The 4127-nt window shown below is 47.7% G+C and carries 3 protein-coding genes; 1 reads left to right on the plus strand and 2 read right to left on the minus strand.

All coding sequences use genetic code 11. The features are described from left to right. Both JGK39_RS32820 and JGK39_RS32825 read right to left on the minus strand, forming a co-directional pair. A partial coding sequence (locus JGK39_RS32820; RefSeq protein WP_293298945.1) for a calcium-binding protein occupies window positions 1-234 on the minus strand: 234 nt, incomplete at its 3' end. A gap of 335 nt (window positions 235-569) precedes the next feature. Next, window positions 570-2354: an efflux RND transporter periplasmic adaptor subunit gene (locus tag JGK39_RS32825; RefSeq protein ID WP_293262485.1), complete on the minus strand. Its 1785-nt coding sequence runs from the start codon at window positions 2352-2354 to the stop codon at window positions 570-572. A 376-nt stretch (window positions 2355-2730) separates the two neighbouring features. Here JGK39_RS32825 and JGK39_RS32830 point away from each other — a divergent pair, with 376 nt between their 5' ends. After that, window positions 2731-3864, plus strand: a complete 1134-nt coding sequence (locus JGK39_RS32830) for an AI-2E family transporter (RefSeq protein WP_293262488.1) — start codon at window positions 2731-2733, stop codon at window positions 3862-3864. The last annotated feature ends 263 nt before the right edge of the window (window positions 3865-4127 follow it).

A 4127-nucleotide genomic window follows, 5' to 3' on the forward strand; every position in this document is an offset into this window, starting at 1 on the left:
ATTCAGAAAATCATTGCCTAAGCTTCCATCGAGGGTGTCAGTGCCACTGTCGCCAATCAGGGAGTCATTCCCCCCACCTCCACTGAGGCTGTCGTTTCCATCACCGCCTAGCAAGGTGTCATTACCATCTAAGCCACTGAGGGTGTCATTGCCGCCCAGGGCAGAAATATTGTCATTGTCTGGCGTGCCGCCGATCAGAGTGTCACTTGACGATGTACTGAAAATTACTGCCATCTTTTTTCCTGCTTAGTAATAACAGGCGAGGGCGATTTTGACATCTGCACCAAGCCTTATTTCTGTATCAGGGCTTTTCCTCAAAAATTATGCAATTTTTCAAACTTTTTTTTGTGCGACAATTTTTGTGGAATTTGCGCCAAAAGATGTTATTGTTTCTATCTGCATATTTGAACGATCGACACAATCTCTAAATACGCACATATCAATTAAAAGAATTTAGCAACGAGAGCGCCCGATCGCGATCGACACAGCACGAGGAAACGGCAGTGCTATCTCCTTATTTCGATCGCACCACAAAAGAATTCGATTGCCAACTGCCAACTGCCAACTGACTACTGACTGCTAACTTTCACCCGATCGCCATCCTTAAGATAACCCGCCCCAGCAACAACCACTTTATCGCCCGCCTTCAGCCCCTTCTTAATCTGAACCCGAGCACTCGTCAAATCACCAACCGCCCCCCCAGTAATCTCTCCAACTTCCACAGGTTGAGCCTGCACCTTATCCTCGCCCACAAGTTTGTAAACAATAGAAGTGCCGTCAGACTGAGGTAAAATAGCCTTAGCAGGAACTTTCAAACCTTGAGCCGTCGCCGTCGAAATCGAGGCGCGCAAAAACATTCCCGATCGCAAAAACTCGCTTGCCGGCAAATCAATCTTCACCGTAGCCTGCCGATTTTGCGGGTCAACTAACGGCGAAATCTCTCGCACAGTTCCCGACAACTTAATCCGCTTATCAGAATCCGAAGTAATCTGCACCGCCGTTCCCGGCTTAACTTGAGAAACCTGAGTTTCCGGTACTTTTAATTGCAGTTCCAGCTTGTTTCCTCGAATAATCGAAAATAGTTTTTGACTTCCCGAAGAAACATCACCAACTCGACCAATTCTTTCCGATACAATACCGCTGTCCGGCGCTCGGACAATTGTTTGTTCCAATTGAGTTTGTAACTGTTGGACTTGTGCATTATTGCTGCGGACACCTGCTGCGTTGTTTCCCACATTTGCTCGGGCGCTGCTGACAGTTGCGGCCGCCGTATTCACCTTAGCTCGGGCGCTGCTGAGGGCGGCTCGCGCGGTACTGATATTAGCTTCGGCATTAGCTACTTTAGCTCGAGCCGATCGCACTTCTTCCGCCGCTTTGTTCTGTTCTTCCAAAGCTCTATTCAAATCAGCCTTAGCCTTATTCACATCTTGAGCAGCAGTTTCGCGCTCGGTTTTGCGCTTTTCCAAATCTTGCTGGCTAATTACTCCCTGAGCAGCCAAATTTTGGGTGCGACTTACTTCTCTTTGGGCTTGAGCTAATTTAGCTTGAGCCGAAGCAATGCCAGCCTTAGCCTGCTCGACACCAGCTTTAGCTTGATTCACGCCAGCTTCAGCTTGGCCTACACCTGTTTTGGACTGCGCTGCGTCAGCGATGGCTTTTTCAACACCTGCTTGGGCTTGAGCAACGCCTGCTTGGGCTTCTTGTTGCGCTGACTGAGCTTGCTGCACCTGAGCTTCGGCTTGTTCTACCGTGGAATCGGCCGATTGTACTTTAGCAGCGGCTGCGGCAATTTGCGATCGCAACACCGAATCATCCAAAACCGCCATCACCTGACCTTTTTCTACCGCATCCCCTTCCTTCACCAAAACCTGCTTGATTTGCAAACCGTTGGCTTGCGGCAGCACCGGCAGCAAATCGTAGGGGGCCACAGTCCCCGTCGCTTCCAGAGTTTGAGCTACTTCTGCCGATTCCACAGGCGCCACCGTCACAGTTTGAGCCGTCGCCTGCTGAGCCACCGCTGGCGCTGTAACAGCAGGAGGCGCCTTTTTTCCCGAAACTAAGTGTACCCCCGCCAGCGTTGCAGCTACGCCAATTCCGACGCCCGCCAACAATGCAGGCCACCGAATTCCTTTGCTGGGCCCTACTTCTGGCTCTTCTGGTTCCCAAACTTCTGATTGTTCGTCTGGAACTTCTAAGGCTATTTCTCGCTCATCTTCCTCTGGCGAGAATTGCCAGCGAGATTTGTCTGACACCCCACTTTCAGGCGCATCGACTGCTGAGTTCCTGTTGCGCCCGCTCTGCACGGGGGAAAGCGGTTGTTGTTCTTCCGCTTCTGAAAAAACTTGATTGGTCACGGTAGTTCCTCCCGCCGGTTTGAGCCTTGGGTTTTTTATATTGTAAAGAAAGATTGCGGTTTTAAATGTTCATATCATTGTAGCGGAGACCGTCAGCAATACCGCGTCCTCCTTTTGGGTGAGTGTGGCGCAATTTCGATTCGCTTTGGGTGCGGGTTCTCAGTTAAGGAAGAAGCCCGATGGAAGAAACTTTGAAATACTAATTTTCTCCCCAGACAATGCTTTTCGACCCATGCCCTAGGCCCTAGGCCCTAGGCCCTAGGCCCGTACAGGTTTTATCCGCAATTAACTTGATATAATCTATACTCTAATATGTGTGTTGTATAATACGGCACAGCAGCCAAAAAAATGTGCCAGTTTAATTGACAAAATCACAATGAATAGTGTATTTACTCCCGTCCAACAGTTTCTAATTACTTGGTTGCTAGTGCTAGTGACAGGATGGTTTACCCTGACTGCTATCAATTATGTTGGGGAACTGGTCAGCATTTTAGTAACAGCGGGACTCATTGCATTTTTATTAAATTATGCAGTAATTAGACTGCAAGTATTTTTGCCGCGGGGATTAGCTGCGGGGCTAGTTTATCTAACTGCCGGTGTGGTAGTAGTAGTCATCGGTCTAACTATTGTACCGCCAGTGTTCAGTCAAGCGAGGCAGTTGGGGGTGAGGTTCCCGGACTTGCTGGAGTCGGCGCGGCAGCAGTTAGGCGAATTTCAAGCGTGGAGTGCCGATCGCAATTTGCCCTTTGACGTGCAAATATTAGAACAGCAACTGTCAGCGAAAGTGCAGGAGCAAGTACAGGCGATCGCAGGTACAAGTTTAGGCTTAGTTCTAGGCACTGTCAACTGGTTTCTCGACTTAACTCTAATTCTGGTAATTTCATTTTATATGCTCCTAGACGGCCAAAGAGTATGGCAGAGTTTGACCAGCATTTTTTCGCCGGATATTCGCTATGTTTTAACCGATACTTTGCAGCGAAACCTCCAGCGATTTGTCTCGGGACAGTTATTGCTGGGACTCTTTATGGCGCTGTCGCTAACTCTCGCTTTTTGGTGGCTGCAAGTGCCGTTTTTTCTGTTGTTTGCCGTGTTTATCGGATTGACAGAAATAATTCCCTTTATCGGAGCGACGCTGGGCATTGGCACTGTTAGTATAATTGTAGCGTTTATCGATTGGTGGCTGGCGCTGCAAGTGTTGGTAGTGGCGATCGGCCTCCAGCAAATCAAGGATAATTTAGTAGCACCCCGAATCATGGGCAATCTCACGGGGTTGAGTCCGGTAATTATTTTTACAGCCTTGCTCTTAGGAGGTAGAGTGGGAGGATTGTTGGGAGTTATCCTGGCAATTCCGCTAACTGGGGTAGTCAAAAGTATCGTGGAAATTGTACTCAATCCCAAATTACCTCCGCAAACAGGTTCGTTTTTCTACAATCCTTTTAGCGGGGAAGAATTGGGGAAAATTGGCGAAAATGAAAATAGAATAATTTTGGTAGCAGATGAAAAAAAATAGTTTAAGGTTCGTAGTAAGGACTTCAGTCCGTAAAAATTTTATTAGTAACGAATTCAGCTCTTGCTACTGATTCCCTTAAAAATAGTTTAAGGTTTGTAGTAAGGACTTCAGTCCTCAAAAATTTTATTAGTAAGGAATTCAGCCCTTGCTACTGATTCCGTTAAGGAAGGACTAAAGTCCTTACTACGAACCTGGAAGGACTAAAGTCCTTACTACGAACCTGGAAGGACTAAAGTCCTTACTACGAACCTGGAAGGACTAAA

The organism is Microcoleus sp. PH2017_12_PCY_D_A, from assembly GCF_020738565.1.
Classification (GTDB): domain Bacteria; phylum Cyanobacteriota; class Cyanobacteriia; order Cyanobacteriales; family Microcoleaceae; genus Microcoleus.

Bases quoted from the DNA above. Each gene is read 5' to 3' on its own strand.
- JGK39_RS32830 (WP_293262488.1), top strand. From the start codon at position 2,731: ATGAATAGTGTATTTACTCCCGTCCAACAGTTTCTAATTACTTGGTTG.